Raw genomic sequence first — 17,521 nt, forward strand, 5'->3', positions numbered from 1 at the left:
TTGCACCCCACCCCTCGACCCACCCCTTGGATATCTGCACGCATTGTGGACCCCCGGCCCCCCGACCACCCACTATTTGGTCCGCGCGGTCCCTACTATGCTCTGCGCATGCCTCTGAAGCTCACCGTCATCGGCACCGGTTATCTCGGCGCCACCCATGCCGCCGCGATGGCCGAGCTCGGTTTCGAAGTGCTCGGCCTCGACATCGTGCCGAGCAAGATCGAGATGCTGTCGCAGGGGCGCGTCCCCATGTACGAGCCGGGCCTGGAGGAACTGCTCGCGAGACATGTGGCCGGGATCGAGGGCTCCAGCGGGCGGCTGCGCTTCACCACCTCCTGGGAGGAGGTCGCCGAGTTCGGCGACGTCCACTTCGTCTGCGTGAACACCCCGCAGAAGCACGGCGAGTACGCCTGCGACATGAGCTACGTGGAGAACGCCTTCTCCTCGCTGGCCCCGCATCTGCGGCGCCCCGCGCTGGTGGTCGGCAAGTCCACCGTGCCGGTGGGCAGCGCGGCCGGGCTGGCGGAGCGGCTGCGCGAGACGGCCCCGGCGGGCGCGGACGCGGAGCTGGCGTGGAACCCGGAGTTCCTGCGCGAGGGCTTCGCGGTGCAGGACACGCTGCACCCGGACCGGATCGTGATCGGCGTGACCAGCGAGCGCGCCGAGTCACTCCTGCGGGAGGTTTACGCCGGACCGCTCGCAGAAGGCACGCCGTTCATCGTCACGGACTACCCGACGGCCGAACTCGTCAAGACCGCGGCCAACGCCTTCCTCGCCACCAAGATCTCCTTCATCAACGCCATGGCCGAGGTCAGCGAGGCGGCGGGCGGCGATGTCGCCAAGCTCGCCGAGGCGATCGGGCACGACGACCGGATCGGCCACAAATTCCTCAGGGCCGGGATCGGCTTCGGCGGCGGCTGTCTGCCCAAGGACATCCGCGCGTTCATGGCGCGCGCCGGTGAGCTGGGCGCCGACCAGGCGCTGACGTTCCTGCGCGAGGTCGACTCCATCAATATGCGGCGCCGCACCAGCATGGTGGAGATGGCCCGCGAGGCGGTCGGCGGGAGCCTGCTCGGCCGCCGGATCGCCGTGCTGGGCGCCACCTTCAAGCCGGACTCCGACGACGTCCGCGACTCCCCCGCCCTCAATGTGGCGGGCCAGATACACCTCCAGGGCGGCCAGGTCACGGTCTACGACCCGAAGGGCATGGAGAACGCCAAGCAGCTCTTCCCGACCCTGCGTTACGCCCCCACGCCGCTGGACGCCGTCCGCGGCGCCGACCTCGTACTGCACCTGACCGAGTGGCGGGAATTCCGCGAGCTGGACACCGCCGCCCTCGCCGACGTGGCCCGCGAGCGGCACATCCTCGACGGCCGCAACGCGCTCGACCCCGCGGTCTGGCGCAAGGCCGGCTGGACCTACCGCGCGATGGGCCGCCCCTCCGCGTAACCGACGACACCCGCGGGGCCCGTACGCGACACCACCGCGTACGGGCCCTCGTACGTGCGCACGTGTCTCGTACGTGCGCACGTCAATGACCGGCCGTACGGGCCGCCGTACGGGCCCGTCGTACCGGAAGGGAACGGCCGGGCGGCACGCGCCTCAGCGCGTACGGCTGCGGTACGCCCGCATCTTGGCGCGGCTGCCGCAGATCGCCATCGTGCACCAGCGGCTGCGGCCCGAGGGGCTGCGGTCGTAGTAGACCCACCGGCAGGTGTCGGCCGCGCACGCCTTGAGGCGGGGCCAGGTGCCGTCCGCGACGGCCGAGACGACGGCGGCGGCGACGCGGGCGGTGAGGGCCGGGGGTCCGGTCAGGCCGGGGGCGGGGCGTACGGCGGCGGCGCCCTCGGCGTCGACGGTCAGACGCAGCGGCGCGCGGGACAGCAGGCGTTCCAGCGCCTCCAGGGTGGCGGGCGGTATGTCGACGCCCGCGTGGGCCTGGCAGACGTCGCGCAGCGCCTCGCGCAGGACGAGGACGTCGGCGAGCCCTCCGGGGCCGAAGCCGGGCCCCTCGATGCCGCGCTCCCCCGCCCAGGCGGCCAGCTCCGCCGGGGTGCGCAGCGCGTCGTCGCCGCTCTCCAGGTCGACGGTGTTGACCAGGTCCTGGACCAGCCGCAGCGGTCCAGGCGCGGGACTGCGTTCTCCGGGCTGCTCCACCCTTGAAACGTTACCGCCACTCCGCCATGATGAAGTAACCGTTACCGGCTGAGACCGCTGTACTGGTAACCGCTGTACTGGTCACCGCTAACCGCTGTCCGGTGACCACGGCACCGGCCGGTGGCACGGCAGCCCACCACGAGAGGAATCCGTCATGATCGGCACCTTGGGCGCGGTCGTCCTGGACTGTCCCGACCCGCGCGCGCTGGCCGCCTTCTACGCCGAACTGGTCGGCGGCACGGTCGACGCGTCGGAGGACGACTGGGTCGACCTCAACCGCGAGGACGGCCAGCGCCTGTCCTTCCAGCTCGCCCCGGCCCACCGGGCGCCCCGCTGGCCCGACCCCGAGCGCCCCCAGCAGTTCCACCTCGACATCGCCGTGGAGCGCGCCGCGATGGACAGCGCGGAGAAGCAGGTGCTCGCGCTGGGCGCGACGCTCCTGGAGGGCGACCTGGACGGCGCGCGCAACTGGCGCGTGTACGCGGACCCCGCCGGGCACCCGTTCTGCCTCTGCGCCTACTGAACGGCCGCCGTCCCCCGGCGGCCCCGCCGCCGTCGCCGCGCGGTCACCGCTCCGCCCCCTGGTCATCGGCCGTCCGACGCCCGGCCGTATTCCGGCCGTTGCATCCTGCTCGCGGTACTACGATCCGGTAGGCGCGTGACTGGCGGGGACGACCGAGAGCGGTGGCCATGCTCCGAACTCCACTGCGGCTGCGGGCATCCCTGCGACGACCACCGGGGGAAGCCGCACCACTGGAGCAGCGAGAACGAATACATCAGGGGGACGAGGGGCGGGAAGAGCGGGACGCCGACGAGGGGGACGCCGGGGAAGCGGCCGGGCGACCGGCCCGCAGGCGTACGCGGGTGCCGTGGCGCACCCTCGCCGGGCTCATACCCGTGCTGCTCGTCGGCGGCTGGGTGTCGCAGCACTGGTCGCTGATCGAGACCGGCTGCCGTGACCTGCTGGCCGCCAACCGAGGATGGCTGCTGGCCGCGCTCGCGGCGACCGGCCTCGGCTGGGTCGCCAACGCCGTGGCCCGGCAGGGCACCGTGCTCGAACCGCTGCCGCCCGCCCGCCTGTTGGCCACGCAGTTCGCCGCCTCGGCCGCGGGACAGCTCGCCCCCGCCGGGATCGGCGCGAGCGCGGTCAATCTGCGCTTCCTGCGCACCCAGGGGCTTCCGCTGCTCCGCTCTTCGGCCGCCCTCGCGCTGTACTCGCTGGCGGAGTCCGTCGGCCGGGTGACGCTGCTGCTGGTGCTGCTCGCGCTCTTCCCGCACGCGCTGCACCTGCGCGGCCTGCTGCCCGACGGCAACGCGCTGCTGCTCCTCGGGCTGCTGGCCGTTCTCGTGCTCGGCGCGGCGGCGCTCGCGCTGGCGCTGCTCCGGCCGCTGCGCCGTACGATCCGCGACTTCCTGGCGGCGGCGCTCACCGACGCCCGCACGCTGCACACCCGGCCGTCCCGCGCGCTCGCGCTGTGGGGCGGCTCGCTGGCCTTCCCCGCGCTCCAGGCCACCGGTCTCGCCGCGGTCACGCTCGCGCTGGGGATACCGGTCTCCGCCGCGCACGTCGCGCTCGCGTATCTGCTCGCCACGTGTCTGGCGGCGGCCGTGCCGACGCCCGGCGGGATCGGGTCGGTCGACGCGGCGCTCGCCCTGGCCCTGGTGGCGGCGGGCGCCTCGACGACCGCCGCCGCCTCCGCCGTGCTCGGCTACCGCATCGTCACGGTCTGGCTGCCGCTGGTGCCCGCCGCGCTGACGCTGGGCGCGCTGGTGCGGCGCAAGGTGCTCTGAGCCGGCGCCTTCGCCTCCACGGGGTCAGGCGCGCGGGCCGTCCAGGGCCGCGATCGTCGCCGTCGAGGGGCCGCGCCGGGCGCGGATCGCCGCGGCGGCCGACTCGGCCTCGCGCAGCACCCGTACCGCGTTCTGCCAGGTCAGCTTGGCGATGTCCGGGTCGGACCAGCCGCGGGTGAGCAGTTCGGCGATCAGGTGCGGGTAGCCGGAGACGTCGGCGAGGCCGTCGGGGGTGAAGGCCGTGCCGTCGTAGTCGCCGCCGATGCCGATGTGGTCGACGCCCGCGACGGCCCGCATGTGGTCGAGGTGGTCGGCGACGGTGGCCGCGGTGGCGACCGGGCGCGGGTGGGCGGCCTCGTACGCGCGCTGCACGGCCATGCCGTCCGGGGTGGTGTCGAGGTGGTGCAGGCCGTGGGCGCGCATGTTCTCGTCGGCCGCCGCGGTCCACTCGATGGCGGCGGGCAGGATGAACTTGGGCACGAAGGTCGCCATCGCGACACCGCCGTTGGCGGGCAGCGCGGCCAGTACGTCGTCGGGGATGTTGCGCACGTGGTCGCAGACGGCGCGGGACGAGGAGTGCGAGAAGAGCACCGGGGCCTCGGCGACCCGCAGCGCGGCGCGCATGGTGTCGGGCGAGACGTGGGAGAGGTCCACCAGCATCCCGAGCCGGTTCATCTCGCGCACGACCTCCTCGCCGAAGGCGGTGAGACCGCCCGCGACGGGCTTGTCGGTCGCCGAGTCCGCCCACGGGGTGTTGTCGTTGTGCGTGAGCGTCATGTAGCGGACGCCGAGGTCGTACAGGCCGCGCAGCGTCCCCAGCGAGCAGTCGATGGAGTGGCCGCCCTCGGCGCCCATCAGGGAGGCGATCCTGCCCTCGGTACGGGCGGTCTCCATGTCGTCGGCGGTCAGCGCGAGCCGCAGGTCGGCCGGGTAGCGGTGGGCCAACCGCCGTACGACGTCGATCTGTTCGAGCGTCGCGGTGACGGCCTCGCCGCCGGTCAGCTCCACCGACACGTACACCGACCAGAACTGCGCGCCGACGCCGCCCGCCCGCAGCCGCGGGATGTCGGTGTGCAGCCGGTCGCTCTGGTCGGCGGCGATGTCGAGCCGGTCGAGGTCGTACGCCACCTGCTCGCGCAGCGCCCACGGCAGGTCGTTGTGCCCGTCCACCACGGGGTGGGCGGCGAGCAGTTCGCGGGCGTGCGTCAGGTGGTCCACGTCGTACCTCCGGGTGGGGAGCGGGTGTTGGCGTCGGCGGCCGGGAGCCGAGGGCGGCGGCCCTTGCGGGCCTTGCGGGGCTACGGGCCTACGGGCTTACGCGCCTTGCGGGTCAGAAGCCGAAGCCGCCCGCGCCCTTCGCCTTCGCGCGCAGCCGCTTGCCCTTCTCCGTCGCCTGCTCGTTGAGCGACTGCTGGAACTCCCGCATCCGGGTGAGGAGTTCGGGGTCGTGGGCGGCGAGGATGCGGATGGCGAGCAGCCCGGCGTTGCGGGCGCCCGCGACCGAGACGGTGGCGACCGGGACGCCCGCGGGCATCTGGACGATGGACAGCAGCGAGTCCATGCCGTCGAGGTACTTCAGCGGCACGGGCACGCCGATGACCGGCAGCGGAGTGACGGAGGCGAGCATGCCGGGCAGGTGGGCGGCGCCGCCCGCGCCCGCGATGATGGTCTTCAGGCCGCGGCCGTCGGCCTGCTCGCCGTACGCGATCATCTCGTGCGGCATGCGGTGCGCGGAGACCACGTCGACCTCGTAGGGCACCTCGAACTCGTCGAGGATCTGCGCGGCGGCCTCCATGACCTCCCAGTCGGAGTCCGAGCCCATCACGACGCCGACCAGCGGGCTCCCGGCGGAAGCGGCGGGGTTACTCATCGATCGTTCCTCGCAGATAGTCGGCCGCGTGCCGGGCGCGCTCGCGCACGTCCGCCAGGTCGTCGCCGTAGGTGTTGACGTGGCCGACCTTACGGCCGGGCTTCACGTCCTTGCCGTACATGTGGATCTTCAGACCCGGGTCGCGGGCCATGCAGTGCAGGTAGGCCGCGTACATGTCGGGGAAGTCGCCGCCGAGCACGTTGGCCATGACCGTCCAGCGGGCGCGCGGGCGCGGGTCGCCGAGCGGCAGGTCGAGGACGGCGCGCAGGTGGTTGGCGAACTGCGAGGTGACGGCGCCGTCCATGGTCCAGTGGCCGCTGTTGTGCGGGCGCATCGCCAGCTCGTTCACGAGGATGGCGGAGCTGCCGTCGGCCGCGCGGGTCTCGAACAGCTCCACGGCGAGGTGGCCGACCACGCCCAGCTCGCGCGCGACGGTCAGCGCGAGCTGCTGGGCCCGCGCGGACAGGGCGTCGGACAGGCCGGGCGCGGGCGCGATCACGGTGTCGCACACCCCGTCGACCTGGACGGACTCCACGACCGGGTACGCGACGGCCTGGCCGTGCGGCGACCTGACGACATTGGCGGCCAGCTCCCGTACGAAGTCCACCTTCTCCTCGGCGAGCACCGGGACGCCCGCGCGGAAGGGCTCGGCGGCGTCGGCCTCGGAGCGGGCGATCCACACGCCCTTGCCGTCGTAGCCGCCGCGCACGGTCTTCAGGACCACGGGGTAGCCCCCGGCCTGCTCCTCGGCGAACCGGGTGACGTCGGCGGGGTCGGTGACGATGCGGTTGACCGGGCAGGGCACGCCGATCTCGGCGAGGCGGGCGCGCATGACGCCCTTGTCCTGGGCGTGCACCAGCGCGTCGGGCCCCGGGCGTACGACGACGCCGTCCGCCTCCAGGGCGCGCAGGTGCTCGGCCGGTACGTGCTCGTGGTCAAAGGTCAGCACGTCGCACCCCTGGGCGAAGGCCCGCAGGGTCGCGAGGTCCCGGTAGTCACCCACGGTCACGTCGGCGACCACCTGGGCCGCCGAGTCCTGAGGGGTGTCGCTGAGAATCCTGAACCTGACGCCGAGCGGGATGCCCGCCTCGTGGGTCATGCGGGCGAGCTGGCCGCCGCCGATCATGCCGACTACCGGGAATGTCACGTTTTTTCCTGCCGGAGGTGCGCGGGCTGGTACTCGTAGGGGGTGCCACCAGGGTATCCGCCACGCGGGGACACGAATGACCGGCTCCGATCGACGTAGCTCCGTACGGCACGGTTAACATGTGGTGGAGACAACACGGAGACACGGGGCGACACGCAGGGACACCGACCGTGCCCCCTCGGCACCCGGTTTCTCAGCGGATTCCACCCCGTTCCCACCCATGACGGCACCCGCCCCCCACCTTCCACAGACAGGGCCGAGCGATCACCATGAGCGGACTGCGAGAGCTGCGTTCCCGACTGCGGCTGTTGTACCGCGAGATCGCGAAGTTCGGGGTCGTCGGCGCCGCCGGTGTGCTGGTCAACATCGGGGTGTTCAACCTGGTGCGGCACAGCACCGAGCTCCAGACCGTACGGGCCAGCATCCTGGCGACCGTGGTGTCCATCGCCTTCAACTACGTGGGCTTCCGGTACTTCACCTACCGTGACCGCGACAAGGCGGGCCGCACGAAGGAGCTCAGCCTCTTTCTCTTCTTCAGCGCCATCGGCCTGGTGATCGAGAACGGCGTGCTCTACACGGCGGTGTACGGCTTCGGCTGGGACAGCTCGCTCCAGGCCAACATCTTCAAATTCGTCGGCATCGGCGTGGCCACGCTCTTCCGCTTCTGGTCCTACCGGACCTGGGTCTTCCGGGCGCTGCCCGCGCGCGAGGCCGTGGAGCAGGCCGAGGCGTTCCTGGCCGACGGCAAGGGGCCGAAGGCGTCCGGTGCGACCGCCAGCGCCGCTGTCAGGGCCCGGCAGGCCGCGGCGGCCAGGGAAGACGACCGCTTCAACTGAGCGGCTTCTCTTCCGGGGAGCCGCTTCTCGTCCCGCTCGACGGGGCCGCTTCTCTTCCGGCCGTTTCTTTTCCGGCCGTTTCTTTTCCGGCCGCCTCAGCTCACGACGTCCTCAGCTCACGACGTCCGCGCGGGGCGGCGGCGACGGGATCTCGCGGGACAGGAAGAGCGCGAAGACCGGGGGCCGCTGCTGGAGCAGTTCCAGCCGTCCGCCGTCCGCCTCCGCCAGGTCGCGGGCGACCGCGAGGCCGAGCCCGGTGGAGTTGCGCCCGCTGACCGTCCGCTCGAAGACCCGCCCGCCGAGGTCCGGCGGCACGCCCTGCCCGTCGTCGGTGACCTCCACGACGGCCTGGTTGCCGGTGACGCGGGTGTGCAGGGTGACGGTGCCCGCGCCGTGCATCAGCGAGTTCTCGATCAGCGTGGCGAGCACCTGCGCGACCGCGCCGGGGGTGCCGACCGCGCGCAGCCCCCGGGTGCCGGAGCGCGCGATGGTCCGGTTCTCGTTCTGGTACGCGGGCCGCCACTCCTCGACCTGCTGCTTGATCACCTCGTCGAGGTCGAAGTCGACGGCGGAGCCGCTGCGCGGGTCGCGGGCGTTGGTCAGCAGCCGCTGCACGACGTCGGTGAGCCGCTCGACCTGGCCGAGCGCGATCGTCGCCTCCTCCTTGACCGCCTCCTGGTCTTCGGCGGTCGCCACGATCTCCTCCAGCCGCATGGACAGCGCGGTCAGCGGCGTACGGAGCTGGTGGGAGGCGTCGGCCGCGAGCCGTCGTTCCGCGGTGAGCATCCGGCCGATCCGGTCGGCGCTGGCGTCCAGGACGTCGGCGATCCGGTCCAGTTCCGGGACGCCGTAGCGGCGGTGCCGGGGGCGCGGGTCGCCGGAGCCGAGCCGCTCGGCGGTCTCGGCGAGATCGGTGAGCGGGCTGACCAGCCGGCGGGCCTGGAGGACGGCCAGTATCACGGCGGCCAGCACCGCGAGCAGCGCGACCGCCAGGATCACCAGCAGGGTGCGGCCGATCTCCTGGCTGACCTTGGAGCGCGGCTCCTCGACCAGCACCTTCTCGCCGTGGCCGCCGGACTGCCGGGACGCCAGCACCCGCCCCTTGGGCTTGTCGCCGAGCGTCACCTCGGGGTGGCCGGGCACCTGCACCACCGCGTAACGGTCGGCGGCGATCTGCCGGTCCAGGCCCTTGGCGGTGATGCTCTCCCCCGCCAGGATGCGGTTCTCCACGATGCCGACCAGGCGCACCGCCTCGGAGTCCACGCTCTCCTGGGCGCTGCTCTCGATCGTCCGGGTCTCCACGATGACCAGGGAGATCCCGAAGACGGCGATCACGACGAGCACCACGGCCAGCGTGGAGGAGATCAGACGGCGGCGCATGGAGCCAGCGTGTCAGTTCTTCTCGAACCGGAAGCCGACGCCGCGCACGGTGGAGATGTAGCGGGGGCTGGCCGCGTCGTCGCCGAGCTTCTTGCGCAGCCACGAGATGTGCATGTCCAGCGTCTTGGTCGAGGACCACCAGGTGGTGTCCCAGACCTCGCGCATGAGCTGCTCCCGCGTGACGACACGGCCCGCGTCGCGTACGAGCACGCGCAGCAGGTCGAACTCCTTGGCGGTGAGCTGGAGCTCGTCGTCGCCCATCCACGCCCGGTGCGACTCGACGTCGATCCGGACGCCGTGGGTGGCGGGCTGGGTGGACTCGGTGGTGCCGCGGCGCAGCAGCGCCCGCACCCGGGCCAGCAGCTCCGCCAGGCGGAACGGCTTGGTGACGTAGTCGTCCGCGCCGGCGTCCAGGCCGACGACGGTGTCGACCTCGTCGGCCCGCGCGGTGAGGACCAGCACCGGGAAGGTGTGTCCCTCGGTACGGATCCTGCGGCACACATCGAGGCCGTCCATGCCGGGCAGGCCCAGGTCGAGCACCACCAGATCGACGGCGCCGAGCAGTGCCGTCTCCAGAGCGGTGGGTCCGTCCTCGCGCACCTCGACCTCGTAGCCCTCTCGGCGCAGTGCGCGCGCGAGCGGTTCCGAGATGGATGCGTCGTCCTCGGCGAGAAGTACGCGGGTCATGGGCTTGATGGTAGTCCGCACCGGGCGCCGGGGAGGCGGTGGTACGAAGAGCCGCCCCACGCCACCCGCCGCGCCCCCTGCGGCGGCCGGATTCCGGGGGCCGCAGGAGGGATTACGAGGAGGGGCGAAGACGGCAGAGGAACGCGCGAGCGGGACCACATCACATCGGAAAGGGCCGGCGCTCCCGGCCGGTGAGCCTCGCCCGCTGGTTTCAGCCCTTCGCGTTGTGCGATATTGGAACAATGGATGAGTGGACGTGGGCCGACGTAGGCGCGAGAGTCGCAGAGGCACGGTCCGTCCGTGGCTTCAGCCAGGAACAACTGGCGGAGACCACCGGCATGGACCGGTCCGCCATCGCGAAGATCGAAGTCGGCGGGAGAAAGCTGAACTCGCTTGAACTGGCGGCCATCGGTACCGCGCTGGACCGGCCCCTGTCATGGTTCGTCACTCCACCCGCGCCGGTCGTGGCCAGCAGGCGTGCCCAGCCGACGCAGCGGGACGACAGAGCAGGCGAGTACGAACTGGAGGACTGTCTGCGTGATCTGCGCACGCTGGTCGACGCCGCGGCCCTCGGGACGGCCAGCCGCGGTGAACCGGTCGCTCCCTTCACCGCCGACGACGCCCCGGCCGTCCTCGCGGCCGCGAGCGATGCCCGGTTCCGGCTGGGAGCAGACCCCGGCAAGCCGCTTTTGAACCTGGCCAACTGTGTGGAGCGGACAGGTCTTTACGCCTGGTCCACCCCGATCGGGCCGCAGGGGGTCGATGGGTGCTACGCGGCCCTGGGCGACCTCGGAGTCGCCGTCATCAACAGCACCCTGGACGCGGGCCGACGACGCAGCACCCTGGCCCATGAATTCGGGCACCACATCCTCGCCGACGCCTACTCCGCCGACTGGGGCGTCGACACCAGCGACCACGAACGTGCCATCGACGCTTTCGCCGCAGCCCTCCTTTTCCCGCCTGGTGCCACCGACCGCTACCGGCAACTGCGCGAGGAGCACAGACTGCGTCCGGCCGTCATCGTCCTGGCAGCCGAGTACCGGGTGAGTTGGTCCGTGGCCCTGCGCCAACTGCGCGGCTACGAAGCGATCGACAGCGACGAGTACCGCAGCCTCGATCGAAGCTCACCCACGCGCGCCGACTACATGGAGGCGGGGATACAGGTCGTGGAAGAACTGCCCGAGGGCCATGTGCCCACCGGTGTCAGAGCGGCAGCCGTGCACGCCTACCGGACCTACAAGATCTCCGCCACCCGCTCCCTTGAGATCATCCGGGACAAGCAACTGCACAGGGAAGACCTCGGCCAGCCCCACCCGGTTCCGCTGGAGGCGCTGCGCGGGGAAGTCGGAGCCTTCCTGCCATGACGGACACGAGCCTGGTGTTCGACAGCTCGCCGCTGAACTATTTCGCCCGTTCCGGTCAACTGGAGGTGCTGGCGAAACTCGTCGAAGGCCGAACCTGCCTGCTGACCAACGCCGTCGCGCACGAGATCCGGCGCGGAGCCGCCCGCCACAGCCGTCTGCACCTGGTGGGAGCCCAGGTGTGGCTGACCGAATCCAACGACGATTCGCTGGAATTCCTCGCATTGTTCAGTGCGTTCCACAACCGTCTCGGTGGCGGCACGGGAGACACCAAGGACCTTGGTGAAGCAGCCACTCTCGCTTACGCCCAACTACACGGGTGCACCGCCGTCATCGACGACCGGGCCGGTCGGAACGTCGCGATCGCCCATGGGGTACCGGTTTCGACTACGCTCCAACTGATCTGCCACGGCCTGCGCGGCGGCCTCCTCACGGAGCACCAAGCCTGCGCGGTCGTCGACGCGTTACGGGACGCGGAGGCGTTTCTGCCGTGCGACGGCTCGGACTTCATCGAGTGGGCCAGAGCCGAAGGACTGCTTGATCCCATCTGACCGGGACGAAAACTTCAGCGGGCGCTCCCGCGGAACCTCGCTTGACGGGCAGTCACAACCGAATCGGCCGGATCGTTCGACGACGTGTCGGCACAGTCGTGTTCCCAACTGTCCGAGCACCGCCTGTGACACCCTCGCCGCTGAAGCCGTACTCGACGGCGCGCTCACACAGCCGCGCGTAGCGCCGGTCCGGTGTTCACGTCGGCCGACGCTACGTGATCCCGCGGGCCGCGACAACAGCCCGTCGCCCGGCTGATGTCGCGGGCCGTCCTGCGCGGGTCAGCGGCGGAGGAAGCGGCGCCAGGGGGTGAAGGTGAGGACGGCGGCGCCGAGGAGGAGGGCGGTGGCGGCGACGTAACCGAGGGCGCGGAGGGGGCCGTTGGCGTCGGAGCCGGTGGCGGCGAGGTCGCCGCCCGTGGTGGAGCCCGTGGTGGAGCCGGTCGTGCTCGAACCGCCGGTCGTGGAGCCGGTGGCGCCGCCGGGGGCGGCGGTGGTGTCGAGGGTGAGGGAGACCGGGGCGGCCTTCGTGGGCGTGCAGGTGGCGACGGCGGTGCCGCCGTCGGTGAGTTTGATGACGAGAGTGCCGGGGCTCAGCCCGACCTTGCCAGTTTTGCCGGGCACGAAGCGGCCCTTGATGTCGTCGATGGTGATGGGCGCGTTCTGGGCGAAGGCGGTGCTGTTCGGGGAGCCGGTGAGCGTGAGGGAGCCGGTCTGGGCACCGCTGAGCAGCACGGTCATACTCGGTGTGATCATGCCCTTGCTGATCGGACTCGGGCTGTCCATCACGCTGTTGCCGAACTTCACGGTGAGGTCGTAGCCGGAGGACGCCTTCGCCGCGTCGATCTCGACCTTCGAGGTGGCCGACTTGTCACCGATCAGCGTCTTGCAGGCGTACGGCACGTCCACGGACGTCCCCTTGAACGAGGTGCCGCCCGTCCCGCCGGACGTGCCCCCGGTGGTCGTACCGCCCGAGGTTGTCGTGCCGCCCGTCGTCGTACCGCCCGAGGTTGTCGTGCCGCCCGTCGTCGTACCGCCGGAAGTCGCGTCCCCCTCCGTCACCTTGATCGTGGTGGCGACCGGCACGGCGGCCGTGGGGGTGCAGACGGTGTCGGTGGAGATCGGGTAGCTGACGTTGATGGTGTAGGCGCCCGGGGAGAGGGTGATGTCACCGGCCTTGGTGAGCTTGAGGGTGCCGGTCATGTCGGAGAGTTTCATTTCGCTGTTCTTGGGGATGGCCGGATTCCGGCGCGGTCCCTGGACGTCGAGGGTGCCGGTCTGGGCGCCGCCGAGGGTGACCTTGCCGGACGGCTGCACCTTGTCGGCGGGCAGGTCGATGATGTCGGGGTTCTTGGAGGCGGCCTGGACGGTCTTCCAGGTGACGGTGACCGTGTCGCCGACCTTGGCGGTGGCGGGCGCGGTGATGTCGGCCTTGGTGGTGCCGTCGATGGGGCCGAGTCCTGACGCGGCCGGGGGCACGCACCTGGTCGCGAAGTCGGATTCCGCGGCGTGCGCGGCCCCCGCGGTCATCAGCACCGATCCGCCGCCGAGCAGCAGGGCGGCCACGGCCGCGGACGCGCTTCGTCGTATGGTCACGGGCTTCCTTTCGAAGGGGGGCTCGGGGCGGGGCTCTCGTCGGACCCGGACCCGGACCCGGACCCGGGCCCGGAGCCGGACCCGAAGCCGGACCCCGAGTCGAAGTCGGAGTCGGAGGAGCGCGGCGGCACGGAGCCGCGCAGAGCGGGCAGGGCGCCGTGGGTGAACCAGGGCAGCGGGCCCGCGTCCGGCGCGTACGAGGGCGGCGGGGGCGCGGAGGCCGGTGGCGGCGGTCCGGGCGGCGCGTGGCGTCCGCGCGGGACGGCGGCCTTCAGCGGCAGGTGGGCCAGTACGGTCGCCGGGTGCCACGCGGGCCGCCCGCCGGGCACGGCGGCCACCGCGCCGGGCCTGAGCCGGTCGACCGCCAGCATCCCGAGCCGGAAGACGGCGGCCGGGACGACCAGGAAGAGCAGGATCCAGAAGAGGGTGACGCCCCACGGCCGCCCGACCGACCACGCCTCGGTGACCAGCACCTTTCCGCCGTAGCGCAGCTGCACGGTGTACGCGCCGTGCGCGCCGGAGCCCAGCTCCACCGGGAAGCCGATCCGCTGTTTGCCGCCGGGCGCGACCGTGCCGTGCCACTGCTGGCGGTCCCACTGGGGTGCGTAGACGCCGTGCGAGGCGCCGACGTCGAAGGCCGGGTCCTTGACGGCGCCCGAGCCCAGATTGCCGACGGTGAACACGAGCGTGCGGTGCGCGGGCGCGCCGAACCAGGTGAGCAGTCCGCCGCCGCCGCGCAGCCGCGCGGTCAGTACGGCGAGCCTGCCGGTGCCGGTCCGCGCGGGCAGCGGCGCGGTGGGGTGTCCTGTGACCGTGAACGGCGCGTCCACGGTGAGCTGTTCACCGGTCACCGTGGACACGTGGATGACGCAGGGGCACGGCTTCGGCGGCGCCACGACCGGCAGCCGGCGGCTGAACTTCCCCGCCGCGTCGGTGGTGACGGCCCGGCCGGAGGCGTTGGCGCAGGAGTTGGTGCCGCCGATCGCGTCCTGGCCGCAGAGCAGGATGGCCAGCAGGGTGCCGGGTTTCCAGCCCGCGCCGACCACGGTGACGTCGCCGCCGGGGCGGGCCGCGCCGGGGTGCGCCACGACGGTCGGCGCCGTGGCGGCGGCGGGCGCGCGGAGCACGGCGGAGTCGGCGGGCGCGCCGAGCGCTGCCGGTGCCGCGATGGCCGAACCGGCCGTCAGGACAAGGGCGGTGAGGAAGGCGAGGACCGGCCGCCGGAGCCGTGCCCGCCGCCCGAGGCCCAACCGCCGTCCCAGGAGCCCGCTTCGCGTCGCCCGCACGTCAGCTCCCGCCCGTCGGCGCGCCGATGACGGCGGTGCCGGGCCCGGAGTCCGCACCCGTATCCGCACCTGAGGCGGTGTCCCCGCCCGTGCCCGCACGCGGACCGGGGCCCGTGTACGTATCCGAAGCGTCCGGCACCGCGTCCGGCCCTGCGCCAGATGCCGCCGCCTCAGCGGCTTCCGCCGCCGGGTGCCGCGACCGCCGGCGGCGTACGTACCAGACGGCCGACACCGCGAGTCCGGCCAGGACGAGCGCCACCGCGAGCCAGGGTGCGACGAGGTACGAGGCGGTGCCGCGCTCGTCGACGCCGCCGGTCGCGGTGCTGACGGTCAGCCGGACCGAGACGCGGTCGAAGGCCGGGGCGTCCGCCCACTTCTCGGTGAGGCTGACCTGCTGTCCCGGCAGGAGTTCGAGGGGCAGGTCGCGGGCCGGGCGGTTGAGCAGGGTGCGGCCGAACAGGCCGGTGGCCTTGACGGCCAGGCGCGGCGAGAGGGTGACATTGCCGCGGTTGACCAGCGTGTAGTGGATGGTGGCGGCCGTGCTGCCGGTGCCGGGAAGCAGCGGGTCGCCGTGGCTGACGGTGAGGTGTTCGACGGAGAGCGCGGCCAGGCTCGGCCCGCCGACCCGCAGGTAGACGCGCGCGCCGACCGCCCGGCGCACGCCGACCGCGACCTTGCCCGAGCCCTCGTCGGTCCGGGTGTCCAGGGCGACGATCGCGCCGGGGTGGTCGCCGGGCGAGGCGTTGGCCGGGACGGTGAGGGTGAACGGGATGTCGGCGCGGGTGCGCGGCGGCACGGTCAGCGTGGTCTTGGCGAGCCGGATCCAGGTGCCGATGTCGCGGTTGGTCTCGTCGGGGCCCCGGACGGCGAAGCCGCCGTCGCGCGGGGTGTTGTACGCGTCGGCGCCGTAGAGCCTGAAGGTCATCGGCGCGGTGGAGAGGTTGGAGACCGACACCTTGTCCTTGACGGTGGTGCCGGGGTCGGCCTGGAGGGTGAAGAACTGCCGTTCCTGGCCGGTGGCACTGGGGTCGGCGGTGCCCGCGGCGGGGGCGGGGAAGACCGACCAGCGCCCGTTGTCGGCGGCGCCGGCCGGTCCCGCCGCCGGGCCGAGGAGAGCGGCGAGGCCGACCGCCACGACGGCCCCGGTCGCGGTGAGCGCGCGCAGGCCCGTGGCCGCCGCGGACCGTGCCCGCGCCCGCGCCCGTCCGCGAGGAAGTACGCCCGGAGGTGTGCCCGCAGGTGTGCCCGCGGGTGTCCCCGCAGGTGTGCCCGCGGGCACGTCCGGAAGCGGCGGACGGGGCCGCACGCGTATCCGCGTACGCGTCCGCGCGTCGGTCCCGACCCGGGCGGCGCGCGGGCGGGACCGGGACGGCGGCGGTGACCACGACCGTGCTCGCGACCACGACATCCTCGTCAACTCCCTCGGTCGGCAGCAGTATCTGACTGTGCGTCAGGTCAGGGTCAGGGTCAAGACTCCCGAGTAGGTTCCGGCGGGGCTGAACCGCGGAATGTCGAGTGAGAGACCGGCGTCGACGGTGAACTCGCCGCCGGTCGCCGCGGCGTCGGGCGCGGAGGCCAGGGTGGCTCCCGTACTGCCGACGGAACCGGCGCTGCCCGCCACGCAGTTGCTCGGGCTGCCCGTCGCGGTCGCGCAGGCGGGTGTCCAGCCGAGCCTGTCCGCGCCGATCCGCGACCCGTCCGGGCCGGTGAAGTCGCTGACCTTGCCGGTGAGCGACCAGCCGGTGGAGCCGCCGCGGAAGTCCGTGACGGTGACGGTCCTGAGCGCGCCGCTGGACGTGCCGCCCGTGCCGAAGTCGACGGGCGTCATGGTGACCGTGTCACCGGCCTGCGTCATCGACAGCGTGCCCGGGACGACCGACGCCGTGACCTTCTGCGCGCCGGGCGGTACGGGGGTGTTGTCATTGACGGTGTACGCGGCGGGTCCGGCGGCGGTCGCGGGGTCGTACGCGCCGCCCTCGTACGCCACGATCCCGGTGGTCGCGGGGTCGTTGACGGTGAGCGACGCCGTGAAGCCGCCGTAGGAGTCGGCGGTGGCCGTCGTACGGTCGGCCGTCCCGTCGGCGCCGGAGCGGCCCGCGACGGTGACGGTGGCACCCTCGGTGAAGTGGCTGCCGGTCACCCTCACCGCCGCACCCCGGTCGCCGGACGCCGAACTCAGCGCGATGGCACGGTTGTTGGTCGGCACCGAGCCGCTCGCCGTGACCGTCTCGGAGACCGGCGCGGGCGGATTCGTCACGGTGCAGACGGTGTCCAGCTCCAGGATGTAGCTGGTGTGGATGGTGTAGTCGCCGGGCGACAGCGTGATCGTGCCCGCCGCGGTGGCGGTGAAGCTGCCGTGCATGACCAGCGCGGGGAAGGCGCCCTTGCCGGGGATCGGCGGGTTGCTCTTGGGGCCGTCCACCGTGACGGCGCCGGTCTGCGCGCCGCCGAGCACCACGACGGCGTGCGGTGTGACCACGTCGGCGGGCAGGGCGATGTCGGTCGGGTTGCTCGCCGCGGCCCGGCTGAGCGTGTAGGTGACGTGGACGGTGTCGCCGACCTTCGGCGTCGAGTCGTCCACGGTGACCGTGGCGGTGGACGTGCCGTCGATGGGCGGCAGCCCGGCGACGGCCGGCGGGACGCAGTGCGTGGCGAAGTCGACCGGGGTGTTGGCGTGCGCCGAGGCGGCGAGCACCGTCCCGCCGCCGACGACGAGCGCCGCCGTACCGACGACCGCCACGAGCCGGCGCGCGACGGTGGCTGGTCTTCGTGGACCTCGGCGGCCCGGCGCCCTGCGCGAATGAGCGTTCATGTCGTCCCCTTGATCCGTATTCATGACGCGGCGTCCCATTTCCCGCGCCG

Annotated in this window: 16 protein-coding genes; 6 read left to right on the forward strand and 10 right to left on the reverse strand. The window is 72.7% G+C overall.

The features are described from left to right. Positions 1-108 precede the first annotated feature (108 nt). Positions 109-1,449: a UDP-glucose dehydrogenase family protein gene (locus tag ACZ37P_RS03580; RefSeq protein ID WP_467344681.1), complete on the forward strand. Its 1,341-nt coding sequence runs from the start codon at positions 109-111 to the stop codon at positions 1,447-1,449. Between the two features lie 153 nt (positions 1,450-1,602). Here ACZ37P_RS03580 and ACZ37P_RS03585 read toward each other — a convergent pair whose 3' ends face one another. After that, positions 1,603-2,157, reverse strand: a complete 555-nt coding sequence (locus tag ACZ37P_RS03585) for a CGNR zinc finger domain-containing protein (RefSeq protein WP_467344683.1) — start codon at positions 2,155-2,157, stop codon at positions 1,603-1,605. 154 nt (positions 2,158-2,311) lie between these two features. Between ACZ37P_RS03585 and ACZ37P_RS03590 the strand changes: the two genes are divergently transcribed. After that, positions 2,312-2,680: a VOC family protein gene (locus tag ACZ37P_RS03590; RefSeq protein WP_467344684.1), complete on the forward strand. Its 369-nt coding sequence runs from the start codon at positions 2,312-2,314 to the stop codon at positions 2,678-2,680. Positions 2,681-3,021: 341 nt separating this feature from the next. After that, positions 3,022-3,948, forward strand: a complete 927-nt coding sequence (locus ACZ37P_RS03595) for a lysylphosphatidylglycerol synthase transmembrane domain-containing protein (protein ID WP_467344685.1) — start codon at positions 3,022-3,024, stop codon at positions 3,946-3,948. Positions 3,949-3,972: 24 nt separating this feature from the next. Here the strand turns inward: ACZ37P_RS03595 and ACZ37P_RS03600 are convergent, their stop codons facing one another. From ACZ37P_RS03600 to ACZ37P_RS03610, 3 genes are all read right to left on the reverse strand, one after another. Continuing rightward, a complete protein-coding gene (locus tag ACZ37P_RS03600; RefSeq protein WP_467344686.1) occupies positions 3,973-5,166 on the reverse strand; it encodes a dipeptidase in 1,194 nt (397 codons plus the stop codon). 112 nt (positions 5,167-5,278) lie between these two features. After that, positions 5,279-5,818, reverse strand: coding sequence for a 5-(carboxyamino)imidazole ribonucleotide mutase (gene purE, locus ACZ37P_RS03605; RefSeq protein ID WP_355347013.1), 540 nt, complete (start codon positions 5,816-5,818; stop codon positions 5,279-5,281). Next, positions 5,811-6,944, reverse strand: coding sequence for a 5-(carboxyamino)imidazole ribonucleotide synthase (locus ACZ37P_RS03610; RefSeq protein WP_391051693.1), 1,134 nt, complete (start codon positions 6,942-6,944; stop codon positions 5,811-5,813). The genes purE and ACZ37P_RS03610 overlap by 8 nt, the downstream gene beginning before the upstream one ends. A 290-nt stretch (positions 6,945-7,234) precedes the next feature. On the opposite strand from ACZ37P_RS03610, the gene ACZ37P_RS03615 reads away from it, so the two are divergent. Continuing rightward, the gene (locus ACZ37P_RS03615; protein ID WP_355347007.1) at positions 7,235-7,801 is read left to right on the forward strand and encodes a GtrA family protein; all 567 of its coding nucleotides are present in this window, start codon (positions 7,235-7,237) and stop codon (positions 7,799-7,801) included. Between the two features lie 111 nt (positions 7,802-7,912). Here the strand turns inward: ACZ37P_RS03615 and ACZ37P_RS03620 are convergent, their stop codons facing one another. After that, on the reverse strand, positions 7,913-9,181 hold the full coding sequence (locus ACZ37P_RS03620; RefSeq protein ID WP_467344687.1) for an ATP-binding protein: 1,269 nt from the start codon (positions 9,179-9,181) through the stop codon (positions 7,913-7,915). 12 nt (positions 9,182-9,193) lie between these two features. Next, a complete protein-coding gene (locus ACZ37P_RS03625; protein ID WP_188285980.1) occupies positions 9,194-9,868 on the reverse strand; it encodes a response regulator transcription factor in 675 nt (224 codons plus the stop codon). A gap of 242 nt (positions 9,869-10,110) precedes the next feature. On the opposite strand from ACZ37P_RS03625, the gene ACZ37P_RS03630 reads away from it, so the two are divergent. Both ACZ37P_RS03630 and ACZ37P_RS03635 read left to right on the forward strand, forming a co-directional pair. Next, the gene (locus tag ACZ37P_RS03630) at positions 10,111-11,232 is read left to right on the forward strand and encodes a helix-turn-helix domain-containing protein (protein ID WP_467344689.1); all 1,122 of its coding nucleotides are present in this window, start codon (positions 10,111-10,113) and stop codon (positions 11,230-11,232) included. After that, positions 11,229-11,780, forward strand: a complete 552-nt coding sequence (locus ACZ37P_RS03635; RefSeq protein ID WP_391162256.1) for a PIN domain-containing protein — start codon at positions 11,229-11,231, stop codon at positions 11,778-11,780. Before ACZ37P_RS03630 ends, ACZ37P_RS03635 begins: the two co-directional genes overlap by 4 nt. A 279-nt stretch (positions 11,781-12,059) precedes the next feature. Here the strand turns inward: ACZ37P_RS03635 and ACZ37P_RS03640 are convergent, their stop codons facing one another. The 4 genes from ACZ37P_RS03640 to ACZ37P_RS03655 form a co-directional block, all read right to left on the reverse strand. Next, positions 12,060-13,373 (reverse strand): hypothetical protein, encoded by a 1,314-nt coding sequence (locus ACZ37P_RS03640; RefSeq protein ID WP_467344691.1) that lies wholly within the window; start codon positions 13,371-13,373, stop codon positions 12,060-12,062. Then, positions 13,370-14,659 (reverse strand): hypothetical protein, encoded by a 1,290-nt coding sequence (locus ACZ37P_RS03645; RefSeq protein ID WP_467344692.1) that lies wholly within the window; start codon positions 14,657-14,659, stop codon positions 13,370-13,372. The genes ACZ37P_RS03640 and ACZ37P_RS03645 overlap by 4 nt, the downstream gene beginning before the upstream one ends. A 1-nt stretch (position 14,660) precedes the next feature. Continuing rightward, positions 14,661-15,794: a DUF916 domain-containing protein gene (locus ACZ37P_RS03650; protein WP_467344694.1), complete on the reverse strand. Its 1,134-nt coding sequence runs from the start codon at positions 15,792-15,794 to the stop codon at positions 14,661-14,663. 315 nt (positions 15,795-16,109) lie between these two features. Continuing rightward, positions 16,110-17,471 (reverse strand): beta-xylosidase, encoded by a 1,362-nt coding sequence (locus tag ACZ37P_RS03655; protein ID WP_467344696.1) that lies wholly within the window; start codon positions 17,469-17,471, stop codon positions 16,110-16,112. Between the last annotated feature and the right edge of the window lie 50 nt (positions 17,472-17,521).

It is taken from the genome of Streptomyces sp. NPDC024632, from assembly GCF_055559175.1.

Coding starts and splice junctions, on each gene's coding strand:
- ACZ37P_RS03580 (WP_467344681.1), top strand. CDS start 109: ATGCCTCTGAAGCTCACCGTCATCGGCACCGGTTATCTCGGCGCCACC.
- ACZ37P_RS03590 (WP_467344684.1), top strand. CDS start 2,312: ATGATCGGCACCTTGGGCGCGGTCGTCCTGGACTGTCCCGACCCGCGC.
- purE (WP_355347013.1), bottom strand. CDS start 5,818: ATGAGTAACCCCGCCGCTTCCGCCGGGAGCCCGCTGGTCGGCGTCGTG.
- ACZ37P_RS03610 (WP_391051693.1), bottom strand. CDS start 6,944: ATGATCGGCGGCGGCCAGCTCGCCCGCATGACCCACGAGGCGGGCATC.
- ACZ37P_RS03615 (WP_355347007.1), top strand. CDS start 7,235: ATGAGCGGACTGCGAGAGCTGCGTTCCCGACTGCGGCTGTTGTACCGC.
- ACZ37P_RS03620 (WP_467344687.1), bottom strand. CDS start 9,181: ATGCGCCGCCGTCTGATCTCCTCCACGCTGGCCGTGGTGCTCGTCGTG.
- ACZ37P_RS03625 (WP_188285980.1), bottom strand. CDS start 9,868: ATGACCCGCGTACTTCTCGCCGAGGACGACGCATCCATCTCGGAACCG.
- ACZ37P_RS03630 (WP_467344689.1), top strand. CDS start 10,111: ATGGATGAGTGGACGTGGGCCGACGTAGGCGCGAGAGTCGCAGAGGCA.
- ACZ37P_RS03635 (WP_391162256.1), top strand. CDS start 11,229: ATGACGGACACGAGCCTGGTGTTCGACAGCTCGCCGCTGAACTATTTC.
- ACZ37P_RS03655 (WP_467344696.1), bottom strand. CDS start 17,471: ATGAACGCTCATTCGCGCAGGGCGCCGGGCCGCCGAGGTCCACGAAGA.